Source organism: Pseudomonas sp. 9Ag (assembly GCF_902506445.1).
GTDB lineage: Bacteria > Pseudomonadota > Gammaproteobacteria > Pseudomonadales > Pseudomonadaceae > Stutzerimonas > Stutzerimonas stutzeri_AB.
The window spans coordinates 2,821,617-2,837,905 of sequence record NZ_LR733836.1; the positions used below are offsets into that span (position 1 = coordinate 2,821,617).

A 16,289-nucleotide genomic window follows, 5' to 3' on the forward strand; every position below is an offset into this window, starting at 1 on the left:
TGTACTGAACGTGTTGACCACTCCTGATAGCCAATGCCGAGGATGGCTTAGTGGAAGCAGTTCCAATACGTCCGAAACTACTGTACGGCCTGCCCCCTCTCCCCTGAGGGGAGAGGGCTGGGGTGAGGGGCTAGCGTCGCCGAATACCGGTTGCCTATGGCCCCACCCGCAACCTGCCTCGGTTGCGATTACATTGCCTGCAATTCGCGGTAGTGATCTGCCGGCCCGCACCCATCTGGTCACCAAGAATCCTCGAAATATACCTCGCGACTAGAGCTGCCAAACCTTGTCTCGACAGCCCACCGAGCCGATGCCGTGCTAGCATTGCGACCTCATCGCCCCTCTCCATTTCGAACTGATCGCGAGTCATGGCCGAACACGATTTCCGCTACACCCTGCTCAATCCCGGACACACCCTCACCGAATGCCGCGCCTTAGCGCCGGGCCGTTACCAGGTCACCGGTAACGGCGGCAACGTGCGCGCCGGTGACGTCCTGATCGTCACCCTCAAGGGCAGCCGTGACCTCTACCAGCGCCTGACCGTGGACAAGGTTCGTCACCTGATCAATCCACCAGGCCAGTGGATGGCCGTGGCGAACGGGCCTGTCTTCAAGGAACTGGCGATCATCAACTGGCAGGTCGACTGTGACGGCTGCGGCAAACAGCTGGATTTCGAGTTCGCCGTGGACGCCGCCAAAGGCGAAGCCGCGCGCGCCCCAGCAGCCGAAGCGCGGATCGCCGAGCTGGGCTGGAAGAACGACGCTGGCCGTCACCTGTGCCCCGCCTGCCAGAGGGCGAATCCGTGAGAAAAGCCTTGTTTGCCAGCTTGACCTTCTTGTCCGTAACGGGCTGCTCAGTTGAACCCTTGACCCTGCAGAACGAAGTCACCTATATCGCCGAATGGATCGGTGACGACCCAGTGGTAGGCCGTAACCCTGTCTCGCTGACCTTCAGCGAAGACCGCGCCTACGGCAACGCCGGTTGCAACCACTGGTTCGCCAGCTACCAGCTCGACGGTCAGAAGCTGCGCTTCAGCGAAATCGGGAGCACGCGGAAGATGTGTCCTGAACACATCATGAAGCAGGAACGGCACTTCCTCGAACTGCTCTCGCAGATTGAGCGCTGGGACGTTTCCAGGATCGATCAACTGCGCTTCTGGCCCGCAGAAGGCGCACCGCTGCGGGTATGGCCAGAGCAGAACTGAACTGCGCCAAAGGTGGGCATGCCGACAGTGGCGTGCCCTTCGAGCAAGCGTAAATCCGATGTGACGCTGAGCATTCAAGGCCTCTGGTAACCAGAGATACCGCTCGTGTCGTCTGCAGTCAGCATCAACAAAAGCCGCGAGAAGCCGCATAAACGCTGCAGCTCAGGCCGCATACCGACCTTAAGGCTGCCGTCTGACGGTTACCCACCGCAACAGCAGAGATAGTCGCAGGAATTGGCACGCCCTCTGCAATGACCCAGGTAACCAGTTTTGGGGACCCTGGTACAGGCAGGCCAGGGATTCCCCTCTTTTACACCCAGACGAAAAGGCCGCTCAGTGAGCGGCCTTTTTGTATTCGGTTATTCACATTCCCCGGTAAATCTCGCGGCGGAAGATCAACGGCTTCGGGCCATGGTAGATCCCAAAACTGGCCAGCCCCTGGCTCGCCTCCCGTCCTTCTCCCCGCCAGTCATACCAAAGCCATTCCGGCACATTTTGAAATCCGATGCGAGCTTCGCCGGTGGCTTCCGGTCTAGTAATGGTCAGGCTGCCTTCGTACCCAGCTTGTCCACCAGCAATCAGTAACGTCTTGCCTACAATTTCGCCAGTTTGCTTCGTGGCCTTCGCATCCCCCCAAACCGTTGCACTGCAGGCATCACCGGCTTCAGGGAGAAAGATATTCGAGCTCTCCCAGGTCTCAATGACCCAGGGCAAGCTCAAGTCCTGCAACTCCGATCCATGGCCGTTGCCGATATGTAGCCGGCCTAGGCGGAACTCGCTTTGATCCAGGATCGCCTCGGTGTCCTGACAAGTGCTGCCGGTACAGACACCGTCTCCGTCTGTCAGCTCTTGCGCAGTGAAGTGCAAGAGGACTTGGAAAGGATGGTCATCGGCATCCGGTTGCGCTGCTCGACCGTATCGTAGCCAATCTGCGTCCCAAGTATAGGTCCGCTGCCCGTCGCCGTCGTTCTCGCCGCTCTCGCTTGGAGCGAGGTCTTTGATGGACTGCCAGGTCACCGTCTCAAGGATGCCCTCTCCCTGATCCAGTCGAGGGGTCAGGTCTAGATTCCCGTCAGCCGCCAACCAACGCGGGACTGGGCTACTATCGAAGCCCCAGAAGCCATCGAAATCATAATTCTCGGTGGGGTACTCCGCCCCGTCGGCAACGCCATAGCCGGTGATCGTCAGCGCGGGCGGCGCAGCCACAACTACTGGCTGATCCTGATAGCTGAACACGCCGCAACCCGCTTTCAGCACACCTTCGATCTTTGCCTTCAGGTGGCGCGGGATAAACCGCCCGACTGGAGCCGAGTCGCTGACTGGTACCGTCACGCCGAGATAGGGGGGCGGCTCGACGCGCAGACGAAACACGCCAACCTCCGACAGCGCCACATCTTCGGCGACAGTTCCATCCCAATTCGCCGGTAATCCCGGTGGCAGATGATCATAGTGTTCGTCTACCGGTGTGAGTACACGTCCGGCGACCCCGCCGATAGCTGAAGAGGGGGTCAACACAACCGGACGCAGCTGCAGCCGGTCCTGTCGATAGTTTCTGGTCGTGCTCGCGTTACAGAGCTCACCATCGGCACGCCAGGCCACCGGCCTGAGCGTTGTTGAAAAAGTCTGCCCAACTTTCCGGAACACATCGCAGCTGCTGTCTCCTGCCGAGCAGGTCTGCGACGGCTCGATGCAGAACCCCGCCGGCGTGGAAACGAAGTCATCGCTGCCGCTCATCGGTCCGCTGTCACTCTCCTCCGTGCTGCCCGGATAGTAGGCGTTGAGAAGCATTCGGCCGGCTTCAACGTAGTTCACGTCGAGCGAGGTGGCGCCGTTCTGATCGAAACGAAGCGCGAGCGACCGAGCCTCTGCAAAGTTCTGCCCGACCGATTCGGCATTCACTTGAACCGGTTTCGAACTGTCCGACAGCTCGCTGACGGAAGGGGTGACAAAGCTGCTCCAGAAACGCACATCACGCGTGGTATCGGTGAACGCCGGCTCGCAGCGAGGGCTTCCCTCATCCCCAACGTCAACGACCGCTCGCATAGCGACGTTGGTCTGCCCACGATCAGCCTGCATGTCCGGCACATCGAAGATAAAGCCGCTCTGCGCGAAGTTCAGAAGACAGTTGGAAGAAAGCGGCGCATCGCCAATCCGGCAAAGTGTCGATCTAAAAGCATCGGGCTCTGAAGCGTCGACGGCTAAGGGCATCTGCAGCTGGAGTCCCTGCAGCTTAAAGGTCCCGACGCCGCCCCTGAGCGTCTGCTGGTTGCCACCGAGCCAGCCACCTCCTCCGAGCGTGACCGATACCTCACCCGGATAGGGGTGACAGGCCTCAGGGGCTGCATTGGTACAAGCCATGAGGGTGACGGTTTGGGGGCTACAGGTATGTGCCAAGGCACTAGTGGTGAATTCGAAATGATCAATGCTTGCTGGCGTGCCACACCAATGGCGCGCTGCCATCTGCCTCTTGTAGTCATCGATTGTCCATAGCCCTTGATGTAACCGAACCTCGTCGATCGATCCGACCAGACCACTTGGATCACCTGCGATGATAAGAGGGTCAGTGTCATTCGGAATTGAACCAAACAAGAATGTCTCACTGGCTGCCGACTCGGCAGTTCCGTCCAAATAGAGTGCCCCTTCTAGCCTGTCTATGCCTAAGAAGACGACCGCTAGTTTGAGGTGAAAGCCTACGTGGACCCACTTGCCAATCGGGAGTGGGCCAGATTCAACCGTCAAAGCTCTTCCGCCGAACCAGGTAGGTGCTCGTGAAGTTAGTACCAACCGACGTTGGTTATCTAACTCAAGCCTGTACCTAGCTCCCTTAGTAAACACGGCGACGTTACCGCTCGGCGTTGCCTCCACCTTGAGCCAAAAACTCGCGCTCAATTCACTATTGAGATCCAGTGAGTCTTGATCTCGCACCTGGACCCCGCTTGCAGGCGCATCGAATCGTCCATATCGACAGGTTCCCTCGCCCTGCGCGTTGGCTTTCAGCGCAGGATCGCCCCCGGATGTAACAGCTCCGCCAAAAGCCTGAATATCGAAAGCCCCACGCCCAGTGTTCGCTGGTACGCCCCAGCTCGCCTCGTCGAAGCGCAGGTAGAGCGGGATATTTTCCGTAGTCTGGCAGAGGTCGCCTTGGGCAAATGCCGAAGCGGCCACCTCATCGTAGGTGATGGTGTCCTTGACCTTGGTATTGATACTGCCTTCGGCTGTTAGGGCACCCTCTATGTGGGAGCTGGGATTAGCGGTGACATCGCCGGTCACATACACCAAGGCATTGATATCGTTCTTGGTGCCGATGCTCAGATTGCCGCGCACGACAATCAGCAAGTCGGACGCCGAACCGTCCGGATTGATCTCGCTATGTGACGCAAGGTCAAGGTCGCCATTTACGAATATGCGCACGGGCCGGCCGGCCGTTATCGAGATAGTCTCGCCATTGTTCAGCTTGCCAGCGTTGTAGAAGTAATCCCCAGACGCGGCGTACGCCGCACCGCGGGAGGGAAAGGGACCGTAGACCTGGCGATCCATTACGGCAAGGTCGAGTGTCGCGCCAGTATCCGGTGTCGCGTCCTGGGGAAAGACATTTGGGCAGAGCGCCGCCGACGCGGTTGGGCTGCCCAGGCAGGCAATACAGAGCAGGCATAGCACCGCGAGCGACGATGCCTTCACCCGCACCCAGTTCGCGAGGATCCGCCAGCCGCCGCGTATTCTGTCGATCATGTCAGTCTTCCTTTTCCACGACGGCATTCAAACGGCGATAGGCGTGATCCGGGGTGCCTGGCGAAGCGTATTCGGCCGCGCTGGTAATGCTGAAAAAGGTAACGGTCGAGACTCCTTCTTCCGGCAGGGGCGTCGACCCTTCTGTCTTCTCGCAAGAAACATCCACGCGAAACTGTTCTGCGAAACCGTCCGGTGTAAAGCTTGGATTCACAAGCGAGCAGTTGCCCGCGAGCGCGCTGGATATGCCCCACTCGATTCCCGCCCGCGCAGCCTGATACGCACGGGACTGTTGCAGAGACAAATTGTTGGTTGCAGTTTGCGTGACCGACATACGCCACATGGACGCAATCGCTCCGGCGACCACGATGATCAGGAACATCGCCGCGACCAGGCCGAATCCCCGCTGCTGGCGGCCTGGAAGGAGCGAGCCAAGCGCGCTGTGCTTGTGGGCGACCGGCGTTAGCGGGAATCGCCGGCTCGTACGGCGTACGGCGTGGGGGGAATCAGGGTGCATTGTCGACCTGAACCTGCTGAAGCAACGTGATGGCTCCACCGTCATTGGCCAACACCAGCTTGAGCGTTACGACGCCGTTACGTGTATGGGTGCTGGTGTCGTAAGCAAACCGGCTCCGGCTGCAGTCGACGTGATCGACCACTTTGGCGGCTCGCGAGTAGTCAGACCCATCGAGCTCGTCGAACTCGGCACGAACGAGCGCGCCGGCTTGGCAGCGATAACCGATGACCCGGTCGGCCAGGAAGAACCGATGCTGCGGTGAGGCGAATTCGAAGCGGAAACTCCATAGATCCGCCTTAAGCACCCCATTTTTCCAGGTGAAGGCCTTGGGTGAAATCGGCGAGACCGCCCCATCGACGGCCTCGGGGCGCCCGACAAGCGAACCGGTGTTGTAAATGATCAGCCAGTGCTTGTTGTCCTTGCTATCTGCCGGCTCGATTGGGCTGAGAATATCGATCGCACAGGAAGCGCCGGATGGCTGGGTGCAGACTGGAGGGTCCTGGCGCGGACCGGCTGGGTCCGGCTGATTCGCACGATAGCGACCGGCCGCCGCGATCGGGATAAGCCGGATTTCGTCACCCGCGTCGGCTACGACAACGGAGTTTGGTACGGCTAGCCGAATGTCACGCGCCATCCGGTTTAGCGCGGTGGCAGCCAGATCGGTCAGCTCTGCCCGCAGGCGATGATCCGCAAAGCCCTGCAAGGGCCGCGACATGACCGTGCCGACCATAACCGCGACGACGCCGGCCAGCGCGATGACCATAACCAGTTCGACCAGGGTAAAACCCTGGACACAGATCCCGCGTCTAGACGCCTGGCGGCGGAGTGCCCCGTCTTGAAGCTTCATGGGCATAGGCCGTTTCCGGCAGCGTCGTACTCACCGTAACAGGTGCGCCATCCTGACAGCTGTATAGATTGCTTTTGCGGGTCGAGTACGATCACCTCGATATATGTGGCATCCACGCCATTCAGGCTGGCGCCGCTGTCTACTGCCACCCGCACCGAGTAGCCTCTTAGCTCACCGATAGGTCTTTTGTCCACATCCTGCGGCGGCGTGGGTCCTTGCGCCGCTGAACTTAATTGTCCATATGGAAGCGCTAAGGCTGCCTCCAGGTAGCTCTCCGCAATCATCAGGCTTTGCTCGCGCAGCAGCGGGTCGGCCGAGCGAGCAGTAATGGCGGCCATGGCGGAAAACAGCGCGGCGGCGGCGATACCGATGATCACGATGGTGATGACCAGCTCGACCAGAGTCATGCCGCGTTGAGCGCGGGTCATGGTAATGATCTCCGCACAGTAGGAAATCCGTAGGGTGGAAGACCGCGATGCGTTTTCCACCGTTTATTCGGAATGAGGATCTGGGGCTGTCTCACATTGGTGGATGGGTGAAGCGTCATCCACCCTACTTTTGTACCCGGCAGGCTGTGGTTGGAACGTGTCACGTCCAAGTCCAATGTGCATCGAAGCGGTGGCAGGAGCGTGCCGCCGTGGCGCCTTTTTCTCTGCTCGTTGGGCTTCGCAGGCTCAACCCAATCTACGGTCTGGGTCCGAGTCATTGGCCTTCCTCGATAAAACCGGTGGAGTGGACAGTTAGCTTGAAACTTCCATCTGCGAATTCGACGCTATCGGTAGGACTGGCCGCCCCGAGAGAGTCGAATGTCACAACCAAGTTTTTATTAATTTTTACATGGCGCTCGTTAGCACCTTGATAAACCCCACCCGATGGATCAGCAACAAGATCGTTGATCTTGGGATCAGTCGCTCCATCGCCACAATCTTTTGCATAGGTCAATCGATAGCCATCGTGATCGACCAAAACTTTTATTGAACAACCACTCGCCACCGCCAACTGCTGTGCATAACGAACAGACGAAAGAACTTCTTCGAAATAAAAGCGCTCATCGAAAGTCTTTCGATCGAAAAAGCGCGGAAGGGCCACGGCGGAGATGATACCGAGGATCATGACCACCATGATCAACTCGACGATCGTGAAACCGCGCTGCCTAACCATTGGCCAGCCCTGTCATCGAAGCGGGAAGGAACCTGAAATCAACCAGCCTTCTGAAATTGCGCACCCCGGCCAAAAGCCAGGGTGCGGTATAGCATTGCAGGGCGGATGCAATCCGCCGAACCAAAGCAAGGTTACCGTCAAAGGCGGGTTGCAACCGCCCTACTTCGGAGAGCAAATTACCTGCAATTATCAGCGATGACCGGAAGGTTAGTAGTAGTTGCGCCTTCGCCTTCACCAGTGATACCCGCAAACGTGGGTGCTCCACCTGCAGCCAATGGCGCGGTATATGTGAAAGCGCAATTTGTATATGTATTACCAGCTTGCTCTATTCGGCTACCCGAAGCTTTGAAATCACCGGTCATTCCGGCCGCCTTCACAAGCTCAGCTGCATTAGCGGGATAGCCATTCGCCAGCGTTATATCTGTACCTTCAAGAGTAACTTTGGTCACCGCCGCCTCACCCTCGCCTGTAGTACTTGCTTTCCCCATTAAATAAGCAGAATGCACAATAGCACTGGCCGACTTAGCAGACCCCAAAGCACCATTAATGGATGCGGCCCGGGCATCGGAACCAAAATCTGCGAATTTCGGCAAAGCCACTGCCGCCAAAATCCCCAAAATCACAATAACCATAATCAACTCAATCATGGTGAAACCGCTCTGTTGCTTTTTCATAGTTTTCGCTCCTTGTTGACTCAGTTGAAGTTGATGAAAACTTCGCCGGTATTGGCGTTGTATTCGATGACGTCGTCACCGCCATCGAGGTTGTAGGTGTACAGGCAGCGGGTGCCGTTGGCTGTAGCGGTCAATGCCGGGTTGCTGCCGGTCAGGCTCTGCGAGGAGGCCTGCAGCAGATTGCTCCAGAGGTTGCGGCATTCATCGGCAGACATGCTGGTGTTAGCGAGCGGGGTGCCGCTGCGTTCTGTGCCGACCGGCCAGCCGTTGGCATTCACATCCATCGCGCCATTGCCGTAGCCCTGCACGTTGATCTGGCAGTTTCCGGCCAGGCAGGTATTGCTGCCCCCGTTTCGGTTCAGTTCGTACTGGCCACGCAGCAGCGAGACGGCAGACGTTAGCGCACCGCCTGCGCTGCGCACGCTGGCGCGGTGGGCGTCCTTGGCGGAGTCGATAAAGTGCGGCAACGCCACCGCTGCTAGGATGCCGAGGATGGCGATGACCACCACCAGTTCGATCATCGTGAAGCCCTTGTATCGCTGCATTCCGCTTGTCCGCTGTCGATTTTCAGTCATCTGCTTGCCTATGATTGGGCACTTTGCAACCGCCGTGCCTGTCGGATCGCTTCTATGTTCGTGTATCTCGAAGCTCATCACCCTCTCCCCTGCGCTGCACTACCCAGCTCCCACATCGGCAGAAATACGCCCAGCGCCAGCACCAGCACCATCACGCCCATGCAGACGATGAGAATCGGTTCGATGGCTTCGGCCAATTGCTTGAGGTCGTAGTCGACTTCCTGCTCGTAGAAGTCGGCGACTTCGATAAAGAGGTCGTCCAGTGCGCCGGTTTCTTCACCGACCGCCATCATTTGCAGGACAAGCGGTGTAAACAGACCGGAGTTGTGGGCAGAGCGAGTCAGCGCTTCGCCGCGCTCAACGCTTTCGCGGATGCCGAGAATCGCCTGACCGATATGCTGGTTGCCGACGCTGGCGCTGTTGATCGAGAGGGTTTGCAGCAACGGCACGCCGGCGCGGTACATCATTGCGAAGGTACGGGTGAAGCGCGCCAGGGCGATGCGTTCGAAAATGCCGCCGACGATGGGCAAACGTAACTTGATCCGGTCCCACTTGAGTTGACCTGGGTCGGTCTCGATCCATTTGAAGAAGGCGTAGAGCCCACCGACGATGCCGAGCAGCAGTAACCACCACCAATCGCGCATGAAGTTGGAGGTGCCGATAAGCACACGAGTGGCCCAGGGCAGCTGGGCGTGGAACTGAGCGAAGACCTTGGCGAAAGCCGGGATCACTAGCAGGTTGATCACCGCCAGCGCGACGCCCATGGCGACCATGACGAATATCGGGTAGCGGGTCGCCTGCTTGATGCGCTTGCGCGTTTCACGCTCCAGCTCAAGGTAGGCCGCCAGTTGCTTGAACGCCTGATCAAGCTGGCCTGTGTTCTCGCCGACGCTGACCATGCTGACGAACAGGTTGTTGAACACCTTGGGGTGCGCATTCATCGCCACGGCCATCGACTGGCCGCTTTCCAGGCTGGAGCGCACGTCCTGCAGGATGTGGCGGAAGAACAGGTTTCGGTTCGACTCTGCCAGACCGCCGATAGCGCGGATGATCGGCACGCCCGCCTTGCTCAGGCTGTACATCTGACGACTGAAGATGATCAGCTCATCCAGATCGACGCGCTTGCGGCGCAGCTGTTCGCGCAGCATCACCAACGCATCGCCGCTGCCCGTCTGGCTCTCGCTGGCCTCGATGGTCAGCGGGGTGATTTGCCGTGACAGCAGTTCGCCCGCAACGGAATTGGCGCTGGCGCCCTCGAGTGCGCCGCTGATCTTGGCGCCCTGGGCGTTGCGCCCGGTGTATCGGAACGTGGGCACTAGATGGGTGCTCCAGCTGTTCGCAGGCCGCGTCGGCTCTGTGCACAACCCAAAAGCGTCCCCTCACCCCAGCCCTCTCCCCAGAGGGGCGAGGGAGCGTTGGTGCGGACGTGATGATCAAGCTTTCTGAAGAATTCCGAGGAAGCCACGCGTCTGTGGGAGCGAGCTTGCTCGCGAACGCAGTTCAGTAGCGTGCATTGCGCATTCGTCAGCAAGCTGACGCTTACAAAAACTATTTGGCGGCTGGCCCTGCACGCTTTGTTCGCCAGCATGCTGGCTCCTACGAGAGCAGCGTGGCCAGACCGATGCTGGGCGTTCACGCCGTCACCTCGTCATCCGCGAGGGTCGCGCAAACCTTGAGCACTTCATCGACGCTGGTGATGCCGGCGATGGCGTAATCAAGCGCGCATTCAGCCAGCGGCCGGTAGTGCGGTTGCTGGCGTGCCGCTTCGGCAAAACCTTGCGGATCACCCCGGCGCAGCGCAGCGATCATTGGCTCATCGAGTTCGAGCAGTTCGTAGACGCCAATCCGGCCGCTGTACCCGCTGTTGTGGCACTGGTGGCAGCCGCTGCCGCGACGGAAACGCTTGTCGGCGAGCGAGCCGCCATGCAGCGTCTCCAGCCAAGCCAGCTGGCGCGGATCCGGCTGGTGCTCTTCCTGGCAGTTCTCGCAGACGCGGCGAATCAAACGCTGGGCCAGCACCGCGTTGAGCGCCGTGGCGACGAGGAAGGGCTCCACGCCCATGTCGATCAGGCGCATGGCCGAGGTCAAGGCGTCGTTGGTGTGCAGCGTCGACAGCACAAGGTGGCCGGTCAGCGCCGCGCGCAGGCCGATCTCGGCGGTTTCCTGATCACGGATCTCGCCGACCAGGACGATGTCCGGGTCCTGACGCAGGGCGGCACGCAACACGCGGGCAAAGGTCAGGTCGATCTTGGCGTTAACCTGCACCTGGTTGATTCGTGGCAGGCGGTATTCCACCGGATCTTCCACGGTGATGATCTTCTTTTCCGGGCTATTCAGCTCCGAAAGTCCTGCATAGAGCGTGGTGGTCTTGCCCGAGCCGGTCGGGCCAGTGACCAGCACCATGCCGTGGGGACGTTGCAGCAAGCGACGGAAGCGTTCGAGCATCGCTGCCGGCATGCCGGTGCCGTCGAGTTGGAACATCGCCCCGCTCTGGTCGAGCAGGCGCATCACCACCGACTCACCGAACTGCACGGGCATGGTCGAAACCCGCACGTCGAGGTTGCGGCTCTTGACCCGGATATTGAAGCGGCCGTCCTGCGGCAGACGTTTTTCGGAGATATCCAGACCCGACATGATCTTCAAGCGCATGACCAGCGCCGAGGCGACGCGGTGCTCCTTCATCACCTGCTCATTGAGCACGCCGTCGATACGCTGACGGATCCGCACCACGCCTTCGTCCGGCTCGATATGGATGTCCGAGGCTTTCATCTGTACCGCATCTTCGAACAGCGTCTGCAGCAGCCGCACCACGGGTGCGTCACTGTTGCTTTCGGCACCAAGGCGCGAGAGGTCGAAATCGCTTTCCTGCAGTTCGCCTTCCAGCTCACCGGCCAGCGAGGCGATTTCACTTGTCCGGCGGTAGAGCTGGTCGAGCGCGCCGAGCAATTCGCTTTCACGCACCACGGCCGGGAACACCCGCTTGCCCAGCATGCGCTCCATCTCGTCCTGCGCGAACAGGTCGAGTGGGTCGGTCATGCCGACCAGCACGCCCTCGGCCTGGCGTGACAGCACGATCACGCGGAAACGTCGCGCCACCGCCTCGGGCAGGCTCTGCGTCAGCTGATTATCGAACTTGTAGTGTTTGAGCTCGACGAAGGGAATCTGCAACTGCTCGGACAGCGCCCTGAGCAGGCGGCCTTCATCGATAAAGCCAAGGTCCAGCACCGTGCGCCCGAGCTTAGAGCCGGTCCGCTTCTGGTCCTGCAGCGCGAGCTGCAACTGAGCGTCACTGATCAGCCCGGCTTGGACCAGGAGATCGCCGAGGCGAATCTTGCGCTGGCGGATATCCTGAGTCATTGCGTGCCTCCGAGTGGACCGGCGCGTTCGGTGGCGAACCGACGCGCGCTTTCATCCAACCCCTGCCCTTGAAGAGCGAGCCGGTAATGCCGGCCGGCCTGCGCCGGCTGATCGAGTTGTTCCAGCGCGATAGCCAGGCCAAGCTGCCAGGCGCCCTGCCCGGGTTGAACGGCGATCAGCTGGCGGTAGGTCGCAGCGCTTGCGGACCAGTCGTTGACCTGCTGGTAGAGCGCAGCCAGCAGCGCGTGATACGCCGTGTGACGCTGCAGTGGCGGCGCGCTCTGCTGCAGCGTCGCGATGGCTGCGTCTTGATCCCCGAGCTGTAGCTGTCCGCGCGCGAGCAGCTCGCGCAGCTCGGCATCGAACGGACGCGCCTGTAGCTGAGCCGGCAGCCACTTGAACAATGCGGCGGTGTCGCCGGCACTGAGGTAAGCACGAGCCAGCCAGCGGCTGATCTCCGGGTTGTCCGGTTGTGCCTGATGCAGTGCCTGCAATTGCTGAATAGCCGCTAGATGATCACCTCGATCCAGAGCGCTGCGGGCTTGCGCGAGGGGATCGGGCTGATGCGCACCGATGGTGAGATTTGCTTTCGCTGAGGGAGCAACGGGTTCTGCAGCAACTGCAGCGCGGGGCACGGCCATGGGCTCTGGTGACGGCTTAAGGCGGGCCGGCTCGTTGAGCGTCTCAGCCGGCTCGACTTCACGGGTCACCCAGTCCGGCAATTCCTCGTCCATATCCGGCGATTCGGCAACTGGCAGCGATAGGGTCTGCGGGTCGGCTTCAGCGGCGCTGCCAAGCGACACGTCGAGCCAGAGCTGCGAGCGTTCACCAATCGATTCGAGGCGATCAGCGACGTTCAGCTGGTCGCCGAAACCGATGATCAGCACATTGACATCGCCGTCCTGCGGCTCGACGCGCCACGACAGCGTTTGCCCGGCTTTTTCGATGCGCCCGGTGCGCGCCTCGCCTGTGAACTGCACATCGTTGAGCCGGAAGCTGACCGACCCGGTCGTATCGACTCGCTGGTAGCTGACGGATCGATCAAGAAGCAGTTGCAGGACGAAACGCCGCCCGTCGTTTTGTGGCAACACATCCAGCAGCCGCGTCGTGGCGACAACCTCTGGCGGCGGTGCAACCTCTTCGATCAGTGCCGGGACAACAGGGGCTGAGACGACTGGTGGCTTGGCAACCGGCTGCAGGCGTTCTGAAAGCAGGAACAGCCCAACGGCCGCTACCACGAGGGCCGCGGCGACCAGCAAGCCACGACGCATGCGCCCATGACGCTCACGCCTTGCCGCGGCGGCCTCGTCCACGGCGTAGAGGCTGCCCAGTTGCTCACGTTCGGCCGGCGCGGCGCGGCGGGTCTCCAGATCCCGCAACATGTCATTGACCAAGCTCACGGCAGCACCTCGGCGAGGTGCGCTAGCCAGGGCCAGGCACCGACGATCAGCACCAGTGACAAGCCGCCAGCAGCGATCTTCCAACCCAGCAGTCTTGAGGCACTTCGCCAGAATGGCTTTGCCCCTTCGGTATCGTGCAACGCACGGCGGACATGACGGGCCAGGACCTGACGAGACCCTTCGCCGAACGCCACCATCAGGCACTTGTTCGCCAGAATGTTGAGCAAGCGTGGAATGCCGCCACTGCCGCGCACCAGCAATCGCACCGCCGCAGCCTTGAACAACGGCTCGCCACGGTGGCCGGCCACGGCCAGCCGCTCTTGCAGGTAGCGAGTAGCATCGCTGACATCCAGCGGCCGCAGGCTATAGGAAAAAGTGATGCGCTGACGCAGCTGGCGAAAGTCTTCACGGGCCAGCGTCGCGTCCAGTTCCGGCTGGCCGAACAGCACCACCTGCAGCAGCTTGCGCTGTTCGGTCTCGAGGTTGGTCAGCAGACGCAAGGCTTCCAGCGTCGCTGTCGGCAGCGCCTGGGCTTCGTCGATCAGCAGCACAGTGCTCTTGCCCTGCCCGGCCAGCTGGATCAGGCGCGCATGGAGCGCGGTGAGCAGGCCGTGGTTATCCAGCTCCGCCGCCCCGGCTATATGCAGCTCTTGCGCCAGCGCCTGGCGCAAGGCCATCGGCGTCAACGTCGGATTCGGCAGCCAAGCGACCTGGTACTGGGCAGCGTCCAGTTCGTTGAGCAGCGCGCGGCACAGTAGCGTCTTGCCCGTGCCCACCTCACCGGTGACCTTGATGAAGCCCTCGCCCTCGCCCAATGCCACCCGCAGCAGATTGAGGCAGGCCTGGTACGGCGCCAGCTGGACCATGAAGCCGGTGTTCGGCGTTAGCGCGAAGGGCTTCTCGCGCAGGCCGAAAAATGCTTCGTACATACCGGCCGTTACCTGGTCGACCGGAAGGATTCGGCGGATTTGCGCAGATCATCCAGCCAGACCTGATCGTCCACTACTTGCGGCCGCATGAGGATCACCAGCTCGGTCTGCAGCAGGGCTTTGCGCTGCTGCTGAAACAACGTGCCGACTATCGGCAGCTTCGACGCCCAGGGAATGTTCGCGTCAGTGTTGGTGTTGCGGTTTTCCAAGAGGCCGCCGATCACTACAACCTGACCGCTGCGAGCGCGCACAATGGAGTCGGACTGACGCGTGGTCGAGAGTGCCAGCGGCAGATTGAAGACGTTGTCCGAGCCGCCCAACTGGATGCTCTTGTTCTGGTCCTGCACGCGGCTGACAGTAGGCCGCACATGCAGCGTGACCTGGCCGCTTTCATCGATCTGCGGGGTGACGTCCAGCGAGATGCCGGAGAAGAACGGAGTCAGGGTGATGTCCAGATCCGGCGCGGTGGTGCCGCCCACCAGGGAAGTGGTGGTGGTCGAGACATCGGTCACGAAGAACTCGTCGGTCCCGACCTTGATCACCGCCTTCTGGTTGTTCAGGGTCGAAATCCGCGGACTGGACAGCACCCGCACCTCGCCCTGGGTCTCCAATAGCTGCAGCACACCGCTGAAATCGCCGACCTGCACAGCGGCACTGAACACACCACCAACACTGTTCGGTCCGCTCAGGGTGTCGCCTTGCACGCCGAGGCTGAAATCGGCATTGCCCATGCTGCCGAGCTGCGCCCAGTTGATCCCGGACTGGAAGCCATCGGACAGGTTCACTTCGAGAATCTTGGTTTCGAGGATGACCTGACGCTGCAGGTTGCGCTGCGCCAGCGCGAGAAAACGTTCCACCGCCTGCTGGTCTGCGCTGGAGGCGCGCACCACGAGCAAGCCGCTTTGCGGATTGACCACGACCTGATTGCCTTCTTCGCCGCCAATCATCATTTCGATCACCGCGCGTACTTCACTCCAGAAGTCCACATTGCTGGTGGTCAGCAATTGGCTGGCGTTCACGGTCGAGGAGGTGCTGCTGGTCGTGGTGCCTGCCGCGCCCACACCGGTACTGTCACTGCTGGTGACCTGACCGGAACTCACGCGGGTATCGGTCATCCCCTGGCGCTGGACGTTCAGGTAGTCCAGATCGTAGGTGCGGGTGATCGCCTGATTGGGCTGGATCTGATAGCCGTAGGCAGTGCGGCGGTAATCGTAGCCGTAGCTATCTCGCACCGCCGCCAGTGTTTCTTCGAGGGTGACATTACGCAGGCTGAAGGTCACGTTGCCGGTCACCCCGGGATGCACCAGCAGATTCTCCCCAGCGCTTTCCATCAGGCTCAGGAAAAATTCGCGGGCCGGCATGTCGCTGACGGCCACATCGAAACGAGGCCCCGACACGACCAGGTTGTCAGCTGCCAGCGGCGGAATCAGACCGGCCTGTACCGAAACCGGCGGAACAACCTTCAGCTGATTCTGTTCCAGGCTTTCCTCGAACAGACGATTGCTCTGCTCGTACAGGCGTTTGTCGCCGTCTTCAAAGGTCTGGCAGGCAGACAGCAGGCAGAACAGGCTCAACACGCCGAAGCGAGACATCTGGGTCGGCATCATGGCTGGGTACGGCTCATTTGAATGATGGGGGTGCTCAGGTGCAGCTCTTGCTGCTTACCCTCGCGATCGATGACGACGGCGTGCCGGTGGACTGCGAGGATGCGGGCATCCCCCACTCGATCTCCAACCCGCAGGATGTTTCCGTTGATCACGGCACTGGCACGCCCGGGACCTCGCAGGATCGCCTGCAGATGCAAGCTGGCCGCAGCCTCTGCCGGCGCATCAGCAGCGAGCCGCCCGGTCGGCGGTTGGGTAGGATCCAGGGCTAAGACCGGCGCGGTGAAACACAGCG

15 protein-coding genes are annotated in these 16,289 nt (G+C 60.7%); 3 read left to right on the forward strand and 12 right to left on the reverse strand.

The window, feature by feature from the left end; genetic code table 11:
- The first annotated feature begins 368 nt into the window (after nucleotides 1-368).
- Both ALTERO38_RS12605 and ALTERO38_RS12610 read left to right on the forward strand, forming a co-directional pair.
- Nucleotides 369-806, forward strand: coding sequence for a hypothetical protein (locus ALTERO38_RS12605; protein WP_148924826.1), 438 nt, complete (start codon nucleotides 369-371; stop codon nucleotides 804-806).
- Nucleotides 803-1,204, forward strand: a complete 402-nt coding sequence (locus ALTERO38_RS12610) for an META domain-containing protein (protein ID WP_148924825.1) — start codon at nucleotides 803-805, stop codon at nucleotides 1,202-1,204. The genes ALTERO38_RS12605 and ALTERO38_RS12610 overlap by 4 nt, the downstream gene beginning before the upstream one ends.
- A 363-nt stretch (nucleotides 1,205-1,567) precedes the next feature.
- Here ALTERO38_RS12610 and ALTERO38_RS12615 read toward each other — a convergent pair whose 3' ends face one another.
- From ALTERO38_RS12615 to mshL, 12 genes are all read right to left on the reverse strand, one after another.
- Entirely contained in the window at nucleotides 1,568-4,933 is a 3,366-nt protein-coding gene (locus ALTERO38_RS12615; RefSeq protein ID WP_159968611.1) for a LamG domain-containing protein, read from the reverse strand.
- A gap of 1 nt (nucleotide 4,934) precedes the next feature.
- A complete protein-coding gene (locus ALTERO38_RS12620) occupies nucleotides 4,935-5,312 on the reverse strand; it encodes a pilus assembly protein MshP (protein ID WP_256663893.1) in 378 nt (125 codons plus the stop codon).
- 124 nt (nucleotides 5,313-5,436) lie between these two features.
- Entirely contained in the window at nucleotides 5,437-6,300 is an 864-nt protein-coding gene (locus ALTERO38_RS12625; RefSeq protein ID WP_159968612.1) for a PilW family protein, read from the reverse strand.
- Complete coding sequence (locus tag ALTERO38_RS12630; RefSeq protein WP_256663894.1) at nucleotides 6,291-6,722, reverse strand: prepilin-type N-terminal cleavage/methylation domain-containing protein; 432 nt, start codon at nucleotides 6,720-6,722, stop codon at nucleotides 6,291-6,293. The genes ALTERO38_RS12625 and ALTERO38_RS12630 overlap by 10 nt, the downstream gene beginning before the upstream one ends.
- Nucleotides 6,723-6,996: 274 nt before the next feature.
- On the reverse strand, nucleotides 6,997-7,455 hold the full coding sequence (locus ALTERO38_RS12635) for a prepilin-type N-terminal cleavage/methylation domain-containing protein (RefSeq protein ID WP_148924822.1): 459 nt from the start codon (nucleotides 7,453-7,455) through the stop codon (nucleotides 6,997-6,999).
- 176 nt (nucleotides 7,456-7,631) lie between these two features.
- Entirely contained in the window at nucleotides 7,632-8,129 is a 498-nt protein-coding gene (locus tag ALTERO38_RS21650; RefSeq protein ID WP_148924821.1) for a prepilin-type N-terminal cleavage/methylation domain-containing protein, read from the reverse strand.
- Nucleotides 8,130-8,149: 20 nt separating this feature from the next.
- On the reverse strand, nucleotides 8,150-8,674 hold the full coding sequence (locus tag ALTERO38_RS12645) for a type II secretion system protein (RefSeq protein ID WP_159968614.1): 525 nt from the start codon (nucleotides 8,672-8,674) through the stop codon (nucleotides 8,150-8,152).
- Between the two features lie 107 nt (nucleotides 8,675-8,781).
- Nucleotides 8,782-10,020, reverse strand: coding sequence for a type II secretion system F family protein (locus ALTERO38_RS12650; protein WP_159968615.1), 1,239 nt, complete (start codon nucleotides 10,018-10,020; stop codon nucleotides 8,782-8,784).
- A 316-nt stretch (nucleotides 10,021-10,336) separates the two neighbouring features.
- Entirely contained in the window at nucleotides 10,337-12,061 is a 1,725-nt protein-coding gene (locus tag ALTERO38_RS12655) for a GspE/PulE family protein (RefSeq protein WP_159968616.1), read from the reverse strand.
- Nucleotides 12,058-13,461 carry a lipopolysaccharide assembly protein LapB gene (locus tag ALTERO38_RS12660; RefSeq protein ID WP_159968617.1) on the reverse strand — a complete coding sequence of 468 codons (1,404 nt, stop codon included), beginning with the start codon at nucleotides 13,459-13,461 and terminating at the stop codon, nucleotides 12,058-12,060. The genes ALTERO38_RS12655 and ALTERO38_RS12660 overlap by 4 nt, the downstream gene beginning before the upstream one ends.
- Nucleotides 13,458-14,390 (reverse strand): ExeA family protein, encoded by a 933-nt coding sequence (locus tag ALTERO38_RS12665; RefSeq protein ID WP_159968618.1) that lies wholly within the window; start codon nucleotides 14,388-14,390, stop codon nucleotides 13,458-13,460. Before ALTERO38_RS12665 ends, ALTERO38_RS12660 begins: the two co-directional genes overlap by 4 nt.
- Before the next feature lie 8 nt (nucleotides 14,391-14,398).
- Nucleotides 14,399-15,997, reverse strand: coding sequence for a pilus (MSHA type) biogenesis protein MshL (gene mshL / locus ALTERO38_RS12670; protein WP_148924815.1), 1,599 nt, complete (start codon nucleotides 15,995-15,997; stop codon nucleotides 14,399-14,401).
- Between the two features lie 47 nt (nucleotides 15,998-16,044).
- Here mshL and ALTERO38_RS12675 point away from each other — a divergent pair, with 47 nt between their 5' ends.
- Nucleotides 16,045-16,266: a hypothetical protein gene (locus ALTERO38_RS12675; protein ID WP_159968619.1), complete on the forward strand. Its 222-nt coding sequence runs from the start codon at nucleotides 16,045-16,047 to the stop codon at nucleotides 16,264-16,266.
- The last annotated feature ends 23 nt before the right edge of the window (nucleotides 16,267-16,289 follow it).